This is a genomic window from Metabacillus rhizosphaerae, assembly GCF_037201795.1.
GTDB classification, from domain to species: domain Bacteria; phylum Bacillota; class Bacilli; order Bacillales; family Bacillaceae; genus Metabacillus; species Metabacillus rhizosphaerae.
Genome location: NZ_CP147403.1, coordinates 141,440 through 158,237, shown reverse-complemented (window position 1 = coordinate 158,237; position 16,798 = coordinate 141,440). Strand labels below are relative to the sequence as shown.

The window sequence follows — 16,798 nt, the reverse complement described above, 5'->3', positions numbered from 1 at the left end:
ACCTTATATATTTGATTTTCGTGCAGAAAAATCAACATCTTGATAATAGCTATTCTTTACAAGTATATTTGGTCCTAGACATTTTACTTCAGGACAATGGCAATTAAGCGATTTCGCTAATTTAGACTCCATCCACTTATCGTATGCAGATTGTAGTGTATTATCTTGAATATTACCTAATGCAGGAGCATCACCAAAGTCAGTAACGATAATACTTCCATCAAAAATATTAACATTAAGACGTGAACGGCCGTCAGGGTCATTTCGAACCGTTACGTTTTTACTTTGACGAAGGCGATTAATTAATTCTAAATCAACCTGCTCATTACTGCATGCATAAAACGGTAATGTTCCAAATAGCATCCAAACATTTTCATCACGGATATCTAATAAATGATGAATTGCATTTCGCATTTCTGACAAGGATAGCGTTTCTAAGCTACTTGCAAAATCGCTTGGATACATAGGATGGATTTCATGGCGCTGACAAAGCATCTCTTCAACGATTTGTTTATGGATCTTTTCTATATAGGGGAGTGTCCGCTTATTAAGCATTGTTTCAGCTGATACAATCACACCTGCTTTAACGAGAGCGCGGCTATTTTCGATCATTCTTTCAAATAATGCAGCTCTTTGCTGATAAGTTGGTTTTCGATCCATTACAGCAAATCCAACCTCTACAAACTCTTCGATCGTTCCCCAATTATGAGAAATATGTAATACATCTAAGTAAGGAATGATTTTTTCATATCGCTTTAAGTCAAGTGTTAAATTTGAATTTATTTGTGTACGCACTCCACGTTCATGGGCATACTTTAAAAGAGGAACAACGTATTGCTCAACTGATTTTAACGAGAGCATCGGTTCACCACCGGTAATGCTTAAAGAACGGAGTGTAGGTACTTCATCTAATCTTTTTAATAGAAGCTCAAGTGGCAGAGCGTTAGGATCCTTAGGTTGTAATGTATAGCCAACAGCACAATGCTCACAACGCATATTGCATAGTGTAGTAGTTGTGAACTCAATATTTGTCAACGACATTTTTCCATATTGCTCAACATCTAAGTAAGCTTCCCATGGGTCATATGAAGTTGAAATTTGTTTTAAAGATTTTATAGCATTCATGAGGATACTCCTTTATTTATAGCATAACAACCATTTTATCATGAACCCTATTCGTTATCATAGGTGGGAGTTGGAAATATGGTTGTCAAAAAATTACGTTTAAGCTACGATGAAATTATCTGAAAGGAGAGATAAGATGGGTAACGCAGTTCAAGATAAAGATTCACAACTATCTTATTTAAAAAATCGCTTAAATATGTTTTTAGAAGTACTTGACTCAATGGATCCTGAATCTACTGATGTAGATGATATAGATCGTTTATTACAAATGCTTGATGACCTTGAATTTAAGCATGATCAGTTTAAAAAGGGTTGGGAAAAATAAGTGGGAGAGCTGGACACTATTGTGTCGGCTCTTTTTTATTTGGTGGAGAGATTTTCGAGAAAGGTGTAGTTTATTGTGGAACGGTCGATATCTTAGTTAAGCTGAAAGCGCTTTGAATACATCTTTTCAACAAATATCGGAAGGAGTATAATAAAAATTGAGAGAAAAGACCGAAAGTTAACAAATCTAAAACGAAATAAAGAAGCAGTTCATCGTTCACTGACAAAATGTCGTGACGCTTGCTGTTCTATAAGGGGAGAATCGAGATGGAGAACTTTTATGAAAGTATGTATCAATTAATTGTAGAAACATCGACTAACTTACCAAAAGACGTAAGACGAGCAATTGCAGCTGCAAAGCAACGAGAAAGCGCAGGGACTCGTTCAGCGATGTCACTTGCAACGATTACGAATAATATAAAAATGGCTGATGACAATATTTCACCTATTTGTCAGGATACAGGCCTACCTACATTTAAATTAAAGGTTCCAGTTGGTGCTAATCAACTAGCGATGAAAAAAGAAATAAAGCGTGCAATCGAACAAGCAACGAAAGATGGAAAACTTCGACCAAACTCAGTAGATTCAATTTCAGGTGATAACAGTGGGGACAATCTAGGAGATGGAACACCTGTTATTAAATTTGAGCAATGGGAAAATGACTATATTGATGCTCGTCTTATTTTAAAAGGCGGTGGCTGTGAAAATAAAAACATTCAGTACAGCTTACCTTGTGAACTTGATGGTCTTGGGAAAGCTGGACGAGACCTTGATGGTATTCGCAAATGTATTATGCACTCTGTCTACCAAGCACAAGGACAAGGCTGTAGTGCCGGGTTTATCGGAGTAGGAATTGGCGGAGATCGTACTAGTGGCTATGAACTAGCTAAAGAACAGCTCTTTAGAAGAATAGATGATGTAAATCAACGTGAAGACTTACGTCAGCTTGAAGAATATGTAGTTGAACATGCTAATGAACTAGGAATTGGTACAATGGGCTTCGGTGGAGAAACAACATTACTTGGCTGTAAAATTGGTGTAATCAACCGTATCCCAGCAAGCTTCTTTGTATCGGTTGCCTACAATTGTTGGGCATATCGTCGACTTGGTGTATTCATTGATCCTGACAATGGTTCAATTAATGAGTGGCTGTACCAAGATGGAGAAGAGATTGATTTTGGTCATGATGAAGTGGCAGCTACTGAAGAACAAACCATTCAAACGAGAGAAGTTGTTCTTGAAGCACCAATTACAGAAGAGAAAATTAGAGAGCTAAAAGTTGGAGACGTTGTTCGAATTAACGGCATGATGTATACAGGACGTGACGCGATCCATAAATATCTTTCTGAAAATGACTCACCAGTTGATTTAAATGGACAAGTTATTTACCACTGTGGTCCAGTTATGATGAAGGATGAAGACGGCAACTATCATGTAAAAGCAGCTGGACCAACAACTAGTATTCGTGAGGAACCTTATCAAGGTGACATTATGAAGCGCTTCGGAATTCGAGCAGTTATTGGAAAAGGTGGCATGGGACCAAAAACACTAAAAGCCCTAGGTGAGCACGGTGGAGTGTACTTAAATGCTATTGGGGGAGCCGCGCAATACTATGCAGATTGTATCAAATCTGTTGAAGGTGTCGACCTTATGCAATTCGGTATCCCAGAAGCAATGTGGCACTTGAAAGTAGAAGGCTTTACCGCTGTTGTTACAATGGACTCTCATGGTAATAGTCTACATGCAGATGTTGATAAATCTTCATTAGAGAAGCTTGCGCAATTCAAAGAGCCAGTATTTAAATAAATAATTGATTGAGAAGAAGACTTTGGGTGACCTGGGTCTTCTTTTTTGATGTGAGTGGGAGCATATCATTAAACTAAATCATTAGACCTCTAAAATCTAGAACAAATAATCCTTGGAATTTTTTTTCAGTATGGAAATTCTCTCTAAATAAACACTATACATAATGACAATAATGAGGAGAGAACAAAGATGAAAAAATGGTCCATCGCTGTTAGTTTATTTTGTCTCATTTTTCTTTCTATGAGTACTGTTTCCGCCCAATCCAATAAACCAATTCATTGGGGATTTAAGAAGAGTCAAAATCATGAGCCTGCTTCTGCTGGTAAGGAATTAGATGACCTCTTAAGCAAATATGGTTCGTTTTATTTAGGTGATCCTACAAAAAAGGAAATTTACTTAACGTTTGATAATGGATATGAAAATGGATATACAGCTAAAGTACTTGATGTATTAAAGCAACGAAATGTTCCTGCTACATTTTTTATCACAGGTCATTATTTAAACACTGAACCAGAATTGGTAAAACGGATGGTAAAAGAAGGGCATATAGTTGGGAATCACTCTTGGTATCATCAGGATTTAACAACACAAAGTGATCATCAGCTTAAAGAGGAACTTGAGTCCGTGCGAATAAAAGTTGAGGAGCTTACTGGGCAAAAAGGGATGAGCTATCTGCGTCCACCAAGGGGGATCTTTAGTGAACGAGTTCTCGCTAAATCTAAGGAGCTTGGTTACACAACTGTCTTTTGGTCATTAGCATTTATAGATTGGAAAGTTGATGCACAAAAGGGTTGGAAATACTCTTACGATAATATAATGCGCCAAATCCATCCAGGGTCGATTCTTTTGCTTCACACAGTTTCGAAAGATAATGCTGAAGCGCTTGATCAAGCAATTGTTGATTTAGAGAAGCAAGGCTATATTTTTAAAAGCTTGGATGATTTGATGATCAATAAAATGATCGATCACCCTTATTTATTTTCCCTTTGATGAAAGATCTCAAAGGGTTTTTTATTGGTCTTAGAAAGCAGACGTTATGTAAAATGCTATAATAGGCAATAAAAAGAAGCAAAGGATGTAAGCGTAATGTGGAAGGAAATTGTTGCAGCCGAAGGCCCATATGATTTTGATCGAGTGTTAGATCGACTTTCATTAGATCCTGTTATTTTTCTTAATAAAGATGATAGATTTGTAAAGGTTCCAGTAGTCATAGACGAAAATCCTTTTGTCATAAAAGTACAAGCTGTTGGTTCAATAATGAATCCTAGCTTTGAAATTAGTGGAAGTGATGAAAGTGTGAAAGAACTTGCGTTAAAGGCAGTGCAAAGGATCTTTCAGTGGGATTTTTCATTACATACACTTGGATTACACTTTCAATCAACAAACATTGCAGAAATCTTTAGGCAGCATGCAGGGACACCAATTGTGTTAGAATTTAATCTTTATAGCTGTTTAATGAAATGTATCATTCATCAACAGTTGAATTTAGCGTTTGCTCACACATTAACAAAGCGATTTGTGACTACATTTGGCTATCAAGTTGACGATGTTTGGTTTTATCCAAAACCGGAAACTATAGCAGCTTTAGAGTATGAAGACTTAAAGGCTTTGCAATTCAGTGGTAGAAAAGCAGAATATGTCATTGATACTTCACGACTTATCTCACAGGGGAAGTTAAATTTATCCGAACTGGACATGCTGTCTGATGAAGAGATTATGAAAAAGCTAATCAAAGTACGGGGGATTGGCCCTTGGACAGTTCAAAATCTATTATTAGCAGGATTAGGGCGACCAAACCTTTTTCCGAAAGCTGATATTGGGATTCAAAAAGCCATTCAAAAGCATTTCAACCTTGAGAAGAAGCCAACAAGTGAGGAAATGGATCAATATAGTAAGCTATGGGCGCCATATTTAAGCTACGCTACATTATATTTATGGAGAAGCATTGAGTAGAAACGGAGCGTTTTAATAATGAAAGATAAAAAGCAGGACAATCAAATAAAAATAACCCAAGGTCAAACCTTTCCGTTAACAATTAAAAGGCTAGGTATCAATGGGGAAGGAGTTGGATATTTTAAAAGGCAGGTTGTCTTCGTACCTGGTGCACTTCCAGGCGAAGAGGTACTAGTTGAAGCTACAAAGATTCAACCGAAATTCGCAGAGGGAATAGTAAAAAAAATTCGTAAGCAATCACCTTTCCGGGTAAAACCACCATGTCCAATTTATGAAGAATGTGGAGGATGTCAGCTTCAGCATTTAGCTTATGACCAACAGCTTAAGGAAAAACGGGATATCGTTTTGCAGTCGATGGAACGTCATACAAAGCTTAAGGTAGATAAACTCGATATTCGTCCTACCATTGGTATGGAAGAGCCTTGGAATTATCGCAACAAAAGTCAATTTCAAGTCGGCCAACAAAAAAATGGGAAGGTAATTGCAGGCTTATATGGTCTTGACTCACACCGATTAATTCCAATTCAAAATTGTATGGTTCAGCATCCACTAACAAATAAAGTATCAGAGGAAGTAAAACAAATTCTCGAAGACTTCAATGTACCAATCTATGATGAACGAAAACGGAAGGGTATTGTCCGAACAATTGTGACCCGTGCAGGTTTTCAATCAGGTGAAGTTCAAGTGGTTCTAATTACAACGCAAAAAGAAGTTCCGCGTAAAAAATTAATTATGGCTGAGATTCAGAAAAGATTACCAGAAGTAAAATCACTCGTGCAAAACATAAATGGAAATAAGACTTCTCTAATCTTTGGAGAAAAAACGATTCACCTTAGTGGTGAGGAAGTAATCCAAGAAACACTTGGAGATCTTAGCTTCGAACTTTCAGCACGTGCCTTCTTCCAGCTAAATCCTGTTCAAACCGTTAAGCTATACGACGAGGTGAAAAAGGCAGCAAACCTTACTGGTAAGGAAAAAATTGCTGATGCATATTGTGGTGTAGGAACAATTGGGTTATGGCTAGCAAGTGGTGCTAGCGAAGTTCGTGGGATGGATACAATTGAAGCCGCGATTATTGATGCCCAGTATAATGCAAAAAGGCATGAAATTGAGAATGCAACCTATGTAACAGGAACTGCGGAACATTGGCTTCCAAAATGGGTTGATGAAGGATGGCGCCCAGATGTTGTAGTTGTCGATCCTCCAAGGACCGGATGTGACCGTAAGTTGTTGGATGCGATAAAAAAGGTGAAGCCGAAGAAGTTTGTTTATGTTTCATGTAATCCTTCAACGCTTGCTAAGGATATAGATTATTTGTCCAAGGATTATAAGGTTGAGTATATTCAGCCGGTGGATATGTTTCCGCATACGGCACATGTGGAGTGCGTCTCGCAACTCATTTTAAAAGAAGGCAACTAACAATCGCTAGTTGCCTTTGTGCGATTTTCTCAATAGTTTTTAACAAATTATAAATGTTCAAATGTACTTGTGTTTGATAATAAGTTATTAAGCATGATATAAGTGTAAAAGAAATAGAACATTTGGCTTTATATCTTTGGACCGAGAGTTTGAAGTTGTATCCATAGTGAGAGGATTTGAGTTTGAAATGATAGATAATTTTTGGCGTGATTTACCACGACCATTTTTTGTACTTGCACCAATGGAAGATGTGACAGATGTTGTTTTTCGTCACGTAGTTAGTGCAGCCGGTCGACCGGATGTATTTTTCACAGAGTTTACAAACTCGGATAGCTATTGTCATCCAGAGGGCATGAAAAGTGTGCGTGGCCGTTTGACTTTTACAGAAGATGAACAGCCAATGGTGGCACATATTTGGGGGGATAATCCCGAATATTTCCGTCAAATGAGTATTGGCATGGCAGAGCTAGGATTTAAAGGCATCGATATTAATATGGGCTGCCCTGTACCGAATGTGGCATCGAGAGGGAAGGGTAGTGGCCTAATTCTGCGTCCAGACGTTGCCGCAGAACTTATTCAAGCAGCAAAAGTGGGCGGACTGCCTGTCAGCGTGAAAACACGACTTGGCTATAAGGAGGTTCAGGAGTGGGAGGAGTGGCTAACGCATATTTTAAAACAGGATATTGCGAACCTTTCTATTCATTTACGTACAAGAAAGGAAATGAGCCAAGTAGATGCGCATTGGGAGCTAATTCCGGAAATTAAAAAATTACGTGACCGTATCGCACCAAATACGCTGCTAACAATCAATGGAGACATTCCTGATCGTCAAACTGGGCTGCAGCTTGCTGAACAATATGGAATTGATGGCGTTATGATCGGGCGAGGTATTTTTAAAAATCCTTTTGCTTTTGAAAAAGAGCCTAAAGAGCATAGCAGTAAAGAATACCTTGATCTTTTAAGACTGCAGCTTGATCTTCAAGATCAATATGCGGAAGCACTACCACGTTCAATCACAGGGCTTCATCGCTTTTTCAAGATTTATGTCAAAGGATTCCGTGGAGCTGGTGAATTAAGAAATCAATTGATGAACACGAAATCAACAGATGAAGTGCGTGCATTGCTTGATAACTTTGAAAAAGAATGTTGATGGAACGGGGACAGTGAAATGATGTAACTCTCAAAAATTTAGAGAAAAAATGAATCACATCAACTCATATGTACTTATTTTATTCAGTTTCAAGTTCCTTTGCAGCGGCAACTTTTGTTTTGATAAAGTCTGTTTTCTAAAAAGAAAATGATCTTAAGAATGTAATAAACCCACCAGCACCTTTGTGTTGCCACATGCATCTGCCATGTGGAGTGTGTCACAGTGAGTTTTAAAATTGTAACCTATAAATAAACTCTTGCTAAACCGACCCTGATTTCGTTTGAAAAATCTTTTGCGATTTCGGGGTCTTTTTCTGCTCAAAACCTTGCCGATCCAGTATTTCATCGAATTTCTATTGTCTCTAATGTATACTGTAAATATCCTGTTAACAAACTAGGATAATCTTTTTCTAGGAGTTTTACGATGAAATTAGATTGTTTGATTGTTGATGATGAGATTGCTTTAGCTGAAACAACTTGTGAATATTTTAATATGTTTGAAGTCAAAACGGCATTTGTGACAGGTGCTGAAGAGTGTGAACGTTTTTTGAAGGAACATGAACCATCATTGATTCTTCTTGATATTAATCTTGGGAATTCTTCTGGATTTGATTTATGTAAAAAATTGCGCCGAACAACGCAGGTTCCGATTCTTTTTATCAGTGCACGTTCTAGCGATGATGATGTTCTAATTGCGCTAAACATAGGTGGTGACGATTACATTCAAAAGCCATATACATTAAGCATCTTACTAGCAAAAGTAAAAGCAGTACTCAAAAGATATGGCAGTGGTTCTAGTAACCTACAAGAAGTTTTAGAGTTTGGACAGATCCAAATTGATACAAAGCTGCACCGTGTACGAGTAAATGGTGTTGTTATTCAACTAAAAACGATGGAATATAAACTTCTGTCTTACCTTGCAAAAAATAAAAACCGGATCATCACAAAAGATGAATTGTTTCAAAATGTATGGGAAGATTCTTTTGTAGGGGATGGGACCCTAAATGTTCATATTCGCCATTTACGGGAGAAAATTGAGAGTAATCCAAAGGATCCGCAATTTATAAAAACTGTTTGGGGAACAGGATATGTTCTAGAGGATAGCAACTAATGAAAATAAAATTTCTAATTGTAACAATTCTGGTTGTTTTTAGTGTGAGTATTGTTCTCTCCGTAATAGTTATTAAAAATAAAAATTTTACAGATGTAGATGTTGTAGCCATAAATGATGTGATTAAAACTGTCGAGAAAAATTGGGGACAAGTTAGTGAAGAAACTTTTCAAAACAGTGACTTAAAACAACCATTTTCTATAATAGATCATTTGGGAAACGTGATTTATCAAACATCAGATAATCACTTTATCGATTTATACGATTCCATAAAAAATAGGGACACAATTATAGATCTGAAGCAAGATGACGAGAGTGTAGGGAAAATAATTATTCACAACAACGAACAAGAAATAGTGCAACAAATGAAAAGTGAACTGGTCACATTTGTAAGTTTGATATTTGGTGTATTAATGATTTTTAGTATTCTTTATATTATCTATATTTATAGAACGATATTGAAACCATTTCAGCAGCTTCAAAATTTTGCAGCGAGCGTTGCTAGAGGGAATCTAGATATAACTTTAAATATGGACAAGAACAATTACTTTGGTGCGTTCACGGAAAGTTTTGATTTATTGCGTGAAGAACTAGGGTGTGCACGACAAAGAGAGTATGAATCCAATCGTAGTAAGAAAGAGCTTGTGGCTACATTAAGTCATGATGTTAAGACACCTGTCGCTTCAATCAAAGCGATTAGTGAATTAATGCTAATGCAGGCAAATGAGGATAAGGTGATTAAGCAAGTGAATACGATCTATTCGAAAGCAGAGCAAATTGACTTACTTGTTACGGATATGTTTCACGCCACATTAGAAGAACTGCAACAATTAAAATTAACGGTAACTGAAGTATCGAGTGAAATGCTTGTTGATATGATTGAGAACGTCAATTATGATGATCAAATCTTCTATGATCCAATTCCACAATGTATTATTTTAACGGATCCCGTCCGTATGCAGCAGGTAATAGACAATATTATAAGTAATTCATATAAATATGCAGGTACAAAGGTCACTATTAAGTCTCAAATCTATCAGGGTTATCTTGAACTCCACGTTATAGACTTCGGATCAGGAATTAGTGAAGAAGAATTACCTCTCCTGTTCAATAAATATTATCGAGGAAGAAATGTGAAAGGTAAGAATGGTTCAGGACTTGGTCTATATATATCAAAGTACTTCATGGAAAATATGTATGGCCATATTAGCTGTTACAACCGAGAAGATGGTTTTACAGTAGCATTGAAAATCAAGCTTGCATGATGAATTAAGAATTAGTTAAGAATTGCACAAAGACTTAATAAGAACTCATTTTGTATGATAAGACTGTAATCTACTTTACAGTCTTTTTTTTATAGCGCGAAAATAAGAAATATTAAAATAAAGGGGGATGGGAGCAAATTATGACAAAAACAATTATTAGAACGGAGAAGCTGTGTAAAACCTTCTCTAGCGGTGGAATTCAGCAGCATGTTTTAAAAAACCTAGATATCAGTTTAGTAGAAGGGGATTTTACAATCATAATGGGGAGTTCAGGGTCTGGGAAATCTACATTACTTTACGCAATTAGTGGTATGGATAAACCGACCTTAGGTGAAATCGATTTTGCTGGAAAAAATTTAGCTAATTTAAGCAACGATCAATTAGCGGTATTTAGAAGAAATCATTGTGGCTTTGTCTTCCAACAAATTTATTTACTAGACAATATGAGCGTACTCGATAATGTACTGGCAAGTGGTCTTTTAATAAATAAAAATAAGCGGGAACTCGTTAAAAAAGCGAAAGAACAATTACTACAAGTAGGGATTAGTGAAAACTCATGGTCTAAATTTCCAACTCAGCTTTCTGGTGGTGAGGCACAACGAGTTGGGATTGTAAGAGCAATAATTAACAGCCCGAAAGTATTATTTGCAGATGAACCAACCGGTGCGTTAAATTCTGCATCTAGTGATCGTGTTTTAGATGTATTAACGAATGTAAATCGTAATGGACAAAGTATTGTCTTGGTAACTCATGATATTAAAACTGCATTACGTGGAAATCGAATTATATATTTGAGAGATGGCGTAATTTGCGGTGACTTGCATTTAGGTGTATACAGTGAGAATGAGAAATTTGAGCGCCATGGAAAGCTCAAACACTTCCTTGCAGAAATGGGGTGGTAAGGTGAAGATTATGAATCTAGCTATGGCGAATATTAGAAAAAGTAAATCTGCTACAGCTTCTTTATTTATATTTATTTTGGTGGCTTCGCTACTACTAAATATAGGACTAATGGTCATTACTCAACTAAATACATTTTTTGATAATAAAATTGAACAATTAAAAGATCCTCATGTAACGTTTGTTATGGATCATGAAAGTTATCAACCGACATATAGGGAATTTTTAGAGAACTATCCTGGGGTAACAGAGACGGAAATAGAATATATTATAAATATGGACATTGCTAATTTTACATTTGGTAATGGTGAATTAACGAGTAGTGCCATTATTTTTAATGCGGATGCAAATCGTAATATTGGAAAGTTAAAGTTGGTTGAAAAGCTAAATACATCGAGTACCAATGATATCTTTGCTCCTTACAGTTTTAAAACAAATGGGGGGTATGAATTAGGTGATCATTTTACCCTCACATATCAAGACAAGGAATATGAATATCGAATTTCTGGATTCTTTGAAACAACGATGATGGGTACAAACAACATAGGTGTTATGAAATTTATGTTACCAGAAACTTCGTATCGACAATTAGCAGACGAACTGGATAATCGATCAAAAGCGTTGATACTTTCTGCAATGATGGAAGATAAAATACAATCTTCAAATTTAAATAATGATTTTATACAGGAAGTTCAATCTCAAGCAAATGAATCAACTTCATATATTTTGGGATTAGATATTGGATTAGTGAAAAATGTCAATTCATTGACCATTAATATTATTGCTACAATATTAGTAGCTTTTGCCACCATTATCGTGCTCGTATCACTAATTGTCATTAGATTCCGTGTTTCAAATAGCATAGAAGATGGGATGGAAAATATAGGAGCACTTAAAGCTATTGGCTATACAAGTTGGCAAATTCTCTCATCAATTATTTTACAGTTTATCTTAATTGTTCTTTGTGCGAGTGTGGTTGGGATTGCATTGTCATATGTACTAATGCCATTCTTCGGAGGAATTATTTCAACTTTAACTGGCTTAATATGGGTTCAAGAATTTGACATCATCATAAATTTAGTCAGTATCAATCTTGTTAGTTTTTGTGTTGTAATCGTTACATTACTATCCGCCTTTCGAGTTCGAAAAATTCTCCCTGTTGCGGCACTTCGTGGAGGTATTCATACTCATAGTTTTAGAAAAAATCACTTTCCTTTGGAGCAAGCGAGAGGTGGCCTTCATTTTTTACTTGCTATTAAATCAATGCTAGCAAATGCAAAACAAAATATGATGATTCTTTTAATTATTATTGCTTTAACTTTTGCTACAGTCTTTTCAGCGGTACTGTATTACAATGTTGCTTCAGACAAAACCGCATTTGTTAACATATTCGGATCAGAACCGGCAAATGTGTTTCTGACTGTTAAGTCGGATGCAGATACAAGAGACCTTTTGAGTGACATTGAACAAATGGATCATGTACGGAAAGTAAATATATTCGATTTAATTGAAACAAAAGTTGATGATCAAACTGTATATACAAACGTTACTGACCGTTATAAACAATTAGAGAATAATATCGTCTATGAAGGGCGACAGCCAGTCCATGAAAATGAAATATCTATCTCATGGGTTGTATCAAATCAAATCAATAAAGGAATTGGCGATACGGTTGAAGTAGAATATGGGAATGAAGCAAGTAGTTATATAGTAACTGGCCTCAGTCAATCAATTGGTAATTTAGGGCAGGTAGCTGCTGTAACAATGGAAGGCATTCAGCAATTACATTCAGATTATAAAGGTAAGTCCCTTTATGTATATCTAGATGGTATATCGAACAAAGACTTTATCAAAAATGTCCAGTCTCAGTACGGGCATCATATTGTTGAAACGTTAGATATCGATGAAAATATAGAAAGCCAGACAGGTATGTATACAACTGCAGTGTTTGCTGTTATGGTGATGGTTTTGACAATTACCGTTCTAGTCGTTGTGATGATTCTGTATCTTGTTATTAAAACGATGATTATTAAGCGTAAGAAAGAGTTTGGGGTGATGAAAGCTATTGGCTATTCAACGATTCAACTGATGAATCAAATATCCATCAGTTTTCTGCCTGTGATTATTACAGGTGTTGCAATTGGTGGTGTGCTAGGGTTTTATTTCACTAATCCTATGCTTTCCCTATTACTATCAAGTGCAGGGGTTAAACGTTTGGATTTTACTATTCATTTACCAATTATTCTACTACCTTGTGTAGGCATCCTTATTTTAGCCTACCTTGTCTCAATGTTCGTATCTAGAAGTATTAAGAAAATTTCTGCTTATGCGCTAATTACAGAATAGTTTGAAACGATGAACTCAGGTATTTATGGAAATAAATAATTGGTGACTAGCACCTAGGATAGCGGCATTGTTTTTAGTAATTAAAAGCACTGACCGCTATTTATTTTTACGAAACGGTGATTCGTGGATGTGTACAAGGAATTATTAAGGATTTATGTTCTTGGGAGTTAAAGTTCTTTTAAAATAGCAATATCTAACAAAAATAATATAAATGTAAAGTGTTACTCTTTATATTTATGTGAATATTTTAACTATTATGAATATATTAATTTATCATAATAATATTGTAATATACCAAAAAAGTCAGTATAATACTATTAATTAGAAGGACATATGTCTTTATGGAGTGGAAAGTTAGTGTATAATCTTCAAAATTAATCCTCCTTAAAACTATTTATTTATATTATGACCTTTATTAGATGAAGGTTTTAAAGAGAACTTCAATACTTAGGTAGGTGCTACCCTTATAAGAGTCATCTACTATTTAATTGCATGCACTTGAATAGACTGCATTCTTATCGATGGGTTATTAGAAATATTAGCAATGATGGGCAATTATATCTTAGACAAGTGGGGGAACATTTATGAAAAATATAATGAAAAAGTGGAGTCAATTGAGTCTGGTTAAACAAATAATTGTAGGTTTGATTATTGGTATTATCCTGGCTGTAACGGTCCCCGAAGCAGCCAAGCCTGTTGCAATTTTTGGCTCTTTATTTGTAGGTGCTTTAAAAGCAATTGCACCTGTATTGGTACTGTTCTTGGTTATGTCGGCCATCGCTCAACACAAAAGTGGTCACCAAACGAATATGAAATCCATTATCTTCTTATACCTTTTAGGAACCTTTTTAGCTGGATTAATCGCCGTTATTGTAAGTTTTATTTTTCCAGTAAGCATAAATTTGGTAGATAGTGCTGTGGATTTGACAGCTCCTGGTGGTGTTGTAGAGGTTCTCAAAACATTATTGCTGAACGTTGTTGATAACCCAGTTAGTGCAATTTATAATGCGAACTATATTGGTATTTTAGCTTGGGCAATACTCCTTGGTTTGGCCTTAAGAAATGCCCCTGATACGACAAAAACATTGATTTCTAATTTTTCAGATGCTGTATCAAAAATTGTTACATGGGTGATTAAGATTGCACCATTAGGAATCATGGGGCTAGTGTTTGAATCTATTACGACAAATGGAATTGAGTCGTTGTTAAGCTATGGGAAATTACTTGCTGTTTTGATCGGTTGTATGGCACTTGTGGCATTGGTTGTCAATCCAATAATTGTGTTTGCGTATATACGTCAAAACCCTTATCCACTAGTTTTTAAGTGCTTAAAGGAAAGTGGAATTACAGCATTTTTTACACGAAGCTCAGCTTCAAATATTCCTGTAAATATGAGATTATGTGAAAATCTAGGTTTGAATAAGGATAGTTATTCAGTATCCATTCCTTTAGGTGCAACCATCAATATGGCTGGTGCTGCTGTTACTATTTCTGTTTTAACACTCGCAGCGGTTCATACACTTGGTATTGAAGTGGACCTCCCTACAGCAATCATTCTCAGCTTACTGTCAGCTATAAGTGCTTGCGGTGCTTCAGGTGTTGCTGGTGGATCCTTATTACTTATTCCTCTAGCATGCAGCTTATTTGGAATTCCAAATGATGTTGCTATGCAGGTAGTTGGGGTAGGCTTTATTATTGGTGTCCTACAAGACTCTAGTGAAACAGCACTTAACTCATCTACAGACGTACTTTTCACAGCAGCTGCTGAATATAAAGAGTGGCGTAAAGAAGGAAAGAAAATAGATATACACAAAACAGCATAAAGAGGTAATCTTCTTATATGCGGTTGAACTGCACCCAAATTGTTAGACCAGACTAACAATTTGAAGTGCAGTTTTTTTATGGGGAAATTTATTTAGGCTTCACCTTGATGATAGAGACGGGGGATAGTAAATAGCACTTTTCTATGTTTAAAAAACCAATTTAAATGGAAAATAGTGATAGGAGGGTTGCGGATGAAAATTATAATTATCGGCGGTGATGCAGCAGGGATGAGTGCTGCTATGCAAATTGTACGGAATAGCACTGGACACGAAATTACCGTTCTTGAAAAAGGCGGAGTATATTCTTATGGACAATGTGGTCTTCCTTATGTGATCAGTGGGAAAATTGATTCAACAGAAAAGCTAATTGCCCGCACTCAAGAGACTTTTCGTGATAAATACGGAATAGATGCACGCATTTTTCATGAGGTACTTCAGGTTGATTCGGAAAATAAAACGGTGAGTGGGATAGATCATTCAAATGAAGAATCATTTAGCTTGTCTTATGACCGTCTTCTTATTGCTACTGGTGTAAGTCCGGTGGTCCCGGATTGGGAGGGTGCCAGTCTTTCGGGTATTTTTTCGTTAAAGACCATCCCTGATGCAAAGGAAATAATTGATTATATGCAGAGGGATATTAAAAACGTTACAGTCATTGGTGGTGGATACATAGGTTTAGAGATGGCTGAGTGTTTTGCTGAATTAGGTAAAAAGGTGACAATAATTGAAAGGAATGAGCAATTAGCAAAAATTTTTGATCATGAAATGGCGCAGTTTATCCATGAAGAAGCAGAGAAACAAAACATTATTCTCAAAATGGGGGAATCTGTTGAAGCATTCTCTGGAAAAAACCAAGTTGAGTTTATTAAAACCGACAAAGGAGAGTATGAAACAGACCTTGTATTGATAGCTATTGGAGTAAGACCAAATACTACCTTTTTAGAAGGTACAGGAATCATAAAAAGTGTAAATGGTGCTATTCAGGTAAATGCCTATATGCAAACAAGTATAAAAGATATTTATGCTGCTGGAGATTGTGCAATACAATATCATCGTATTAAAGAAAAGGATGACCATATTCCTTTAGGTACACACGCAAATAAGCAGGGTCAAATCGCTGGATTAAACATAGTCAATATTCATAAAACATTTAAAGGTGTTGTAGGAACGTCGATTATTAAATTTTTCAATTTAACACTTGGTCGGACGGGTATATCAGAAATGGAAGCAAAGTTGTTAAACATCCCTTGTCAATCAGTCACAATTCAATCTTCTGATATTGCTGGCTATTATCCTAATAATAAAAAGCTGACTTTGAAATTGATTTATCATAAAGAAACTCATATGATTCTTGGTGGACAAATTATTGGTGGGGACGGAGTGGATAAACGTATAGATGTGTTAGCAACTGCGCTATTTAACTCAATGACTACCGACCAATTGCTTGACTTGGATTTGGCCTATGCCCCGCCATATAATGGCGTATGGGATCCGATTCAAAAAGCTGCTAGAAGGGTAAAATAGTAAAAGTAATCTTACTTCAGTGACCCCAACAATAGAGTACAAAAACCATTTCG

At 36.1% G+C, this 16,798-nt stretch carries 13 protein-coding genes; 12 read left to right on the top strand and 1 reads right to left on the bottom strand.

Annotated elements, in window-relative coordinates; genetic code table 11:
• Nucleotides 1–3: 3 nt before the first annotated feature.
• A complete protein-coding gene (gene yfkAB, locus WCV66_RS00855; RefSeq protein ID WP_338787637.1) occupies nt 4–1,125 on the bottom strand; it encodes a radical SAM/CxCxxxxC motif protein YfkAB in 1,122 nt (373 codons plus the stop codon).
• 136 nt (nt 1,126–1,261) lie between these two features.
• Here yfkAB and WCV66_RS00850 point away from each other — a divergent pair, with 136 nt between their 5' ends.
• The 12 genes from WCV66_RS00850 (at nt 1,262) to WCV66_RS00795 (ending at nt 16,745) form a co-directional block, all read left to right on the top strand.
• Entirely contained in the window at nt 1,262–1,450 is a 189-nt protein-coding gene (locus WCV66_RS00850) for an SE1561 family protein (RefSeq protein WP_066328242.1), read from the top strand.
• A 266-nt stretch (nt 1,451–1,716) separates the two neighbouring features.
• Nucleotides 1,717–3,255, top strand: coding sequence for a fumarate hydratase (locus tag WCV66_RS00845; RefSeq protein ID WP_338787635.1), 1,539 nt, complete (start codon nt 1,717–1,719; stop codon nt 3,253–3,255).
• Between the two features lie 240 nt (nt 3,256–3,495).
• Nucleotides 3,496–4,245, top strand: coding sequence for a delta-lactam-biosynthetic de-N-acetylase (gene pdaA / locus WCV66_RS00840; RefSeq protein WP_413789650.1), 750 nt, complete (start codon nt 3,496–3,498; stop codon nt 4,243–4,245).
• Between the two features lie 96 nt (nt 4,246–4,341).
• Nucleotides 4,342–5,208, top strand: a complete 867-nt coding sequence (locus WCV66_RS00835) for a DNA-3-methyladenine glycosylase (protein ID WP_338787632.1) — start codon at nt 4,342–4,344, stop codon at nt 5,206–5,208.
• An 18-nt stretch (nt 5,209–5,226) separates the two neighbouring features.
• Complete coding sequence (gene rlmD, locus WCV66_RS00830; RefSeq protein WP_066328248.1) at nt 5,227–6,627, top strand: 23S rRNA (uracil(1939)-C(5))-methyltransferase RlmD; 1,401 nt, start codon at nt 5,227–5,229, stop codon at nt 6,625–6,627.
• 187 nt (nt 6,628–6,814) lie between these two features.
• Nucleotides 6,815–7,777 (top strand): tRNA-dihydrouridine synthase, encoded by a 963-nt coding sequence (locus WCV66_RS00825; protein ID WP_338787629.1) that lies wholly within the window; start codon nt 6,815–6,817, stop codon nt 7,775–7,777.
• A 423-nt stretch (nt 7,778–8,200) separates the two neighbouring features.
• Nucleotides 8,201–8,887, top strand: a complete 687-nt coding sequence (locus WCV66_RS00820; protein ID WP_338787627.1) for a response regulator transcription factor — start codon at nt 8,201–8,203, stop codon at nt 8,885–8,887.
• Nucleotides 8,887–10,152, top strand: coding sequence for a HAMP domain-containing sensor histidine kinase (locus WCV66_RS00815; protein WP_338787626.1), 1,266 nt, complete (start codon nt 8,887–8,889; stop codon nt 10,150–10,152). The genes WCV66_RS00820 and WCV66_RS00815 overlap by 1 nt, the downstream gene beginning before the upstream one ends.
• A 140-nt stretch (nt 10,153–10,292) precedes the next feature.
• Nucleotides 10,293–11,054, top strand: coding sequence for an ABC transporter ATP-binding protein (locus WCV66_RS00810; protein WP_338787625.1), 762 nt, complete (start codon nt 10,293–10,295; stop codon nt 11,052–11,054).
• 10 nt (nt 11,055–11,064) lie between these two features.
• Entirely contained in the window at nt 11,065–13,398 is a 2,334-nt protein-coding gene (locus tag WCV66_RS00805) for an ABC transporter permease (protein WP_338789375.1), read from the top strand.
• Between the two features lie 584 nt (nt 13,399–13,982).
• A complete protein-coding gene (sstT, locus tag WCV66_RS00800) occupies nt 13,983–15,221 on the top strand; it encodes a serine/threonine transporter SstT (RefSeq protein ID WP_338787623.1) in 1,239 nt (412 codons plus the stop codon).
• Between the two features lie 192 nt (nt 15,222–15,413).
• The gene (locus tag WCV66_RS00795) at nt 15,414–16,745 is read left to right on the top strand and encodes a CoA-disulfide reductase (protein ID WP_066328417.1); all 1,332 of its coding nucleotides are present in this window, start codon (nt 15,414–15,416) and stop codon (nt 16,743–16,745) included.
• The last annotated feature ends 53 nt before the right edge of the window (nt 16,746–16,798 follow it).

Bases quoted from the DNA above. Each gene is read 5' to 3' on its own strand.
- yfkAB (WP_338787637.1), bottom strand. From the start codon at position 1,125: ATGAATGCTATAAAATCTTTAAAACAAATTTCAACTTCATATGACCCA.
- WCV66_RS00850 (WP_066328242.1), top strand. From the start codon at position 1,262: ATGGGTAACGCAGTTCAAGATAAAGATTCACAACTATCTTATTTAAAA.
- WCV66_RS00845 (WP_338787635.1), top strand. From the start codon at position 1,717: ATGGAGAACTTTTATGAAAGTATGTATCAATTAATTGTAGAAACATCG.
- pdaA (WP_413789650.1), top strand. From the start codon at position 3,496: ATGAGTACTGTTTCCGCCCAATCCAATAAACCAATTCATTGGGGATTT.
- WCV66_RS00835 (WP_338787632.1), top strand. From the start codon at position 4,342: ATGTGGAAGGAAATTGTTGCAGCCGAAGGCCCATATGATTTTGATCGA.
- rlmD (WP_066328248.1), top strand. From the start codon at position 5,227: ATGAAAGATAAAAAGCAGGACAATCAAATAAAAATAACCCAAGGTCAA.
- WCV66_RS00825 (WP_338787629.1), top strand. From the start codon at position 6,815: ATGATAGATAATTTTTGGCGTGATTTACCACGACCATTTTTTGTACTT.
- WCV66_RS00820 (WP_338787627.1), top strand. From the start codon at position 8,201: ATGAAATTAGATTGTTTGATTGTTGATGATGAGATTGCTTTAGCTGAA.
- WCV66_RS00815 (WP_338787626.1), top strand. From the start codon at position 8,887: ATGAAAATAAAATTTCTAATTGTAACAATTCTGGTTGTTTTTAGTGTG.
- WCV66_RS00810 (WP_338787625.1), top strand. From the start codon at position 10,293: ATGACAAAAACAATTATTAGAACGGAGAAGCTGTGTAAAACCTTCTCT.
- WCV66_RS00805 (WP_338789375.1), top strand. From the start codon at position 11,065: ATGAATCTAGCTATGGCGAATATTAGAAAAAGTAAATCTGCTACAGCT.
- sstT (WP_338787623.1), top strand. From the start codon at position 13,983: ATGAAAAATATAATGAAAAAGTGGAGTCAATTGAGTCTGGTTAAACAA.
- WCV66_RS00795 (WP_066328417.1), top strand. From the start codon at position 15,414: ATGAAAATTATAATTATCGGCGGTGATGCAGCAGGGATGAGTGCTGCT.